Consider the following 650-nt stretch of genomic DNA (forward strand, 5'->3'; position numbering starts at 1 on the left):
CTCAACGGCTCGATCCAGTCCTTGAACACCCCGGCCGAGGCACCGGCCGGGGGGAGCAGGAACACCCTCATGCGGGCACCGGCACGGCGGCCGCGCCGACGGTGGCCAGCTCGGCGGTCACCACCCGGCCGCGCGCGCCGAGCAGCGCGCTGTCCTTCACCTCGTTGCCCAACTGGGCCGTCCGGCACAGCATCTTGAGCATCCGCCAGGCCGGGACCGCCTCGTTCCGCGCGGCCATCAGGCCCTCGCCGCCGTCCGGCAGCAGCACCCAGGGCTCGGTGCTGCGGGAGTACGCCTCGATCAGCGCCAGGTAGGCCCGCTCGGTCATCAGCGCGGAGGTGTACGAGTTGGCGAACTGGGCGTACCGCCGGATCCCGCCCTCGGCCAGCGCGTCGGTGAACGCCTGCCGGTACGCCTCGATCTCCCCGGCCAGCCGGGCCCGGTCGGCCAGGAACTCGTCCACCGCGCGCGCCTCGCGCTCGCGCACCGCACCGGACTTGAGCAGCTCGAGCGCCCGCTCGCCGACGTTCAGCCGGTAGAGCGTGTCATGCTTCTCGTAGACGTGGAACAGGTTGGAGCGGACCGACTCGACGAACAGCTGCCGGTCGAAGGTGAGCGCCAGGGTGCGGGTGCGGACGTTGTCGGTGCCC

1 protein-coding gene is annotated in these 650 nt (G+C 72.5%); it reads right to left on the minus strand.

Annotated elements, in window-relative coordinates:
* Positions 1-67: 67 nt before the first annotated feature.
* Positions 68-650: hypothetical protein (locus ABD323_RS43445; RefSeq protein WP_344447532.1), on the minus strand; the 583-nt coding region annotated here is incomplete at its 5' end.

The sequence above is a fragment of the Kitasatospora nipponensis genome, assembly GCF_039528135.1.
GTDB classification, from domain to species: Bacteria; Actinomycetota; Actinomycetes; order Streptomycetales; family Streptomycetaceae; genus Kitasatospora; species Kitasatospora nipponensis.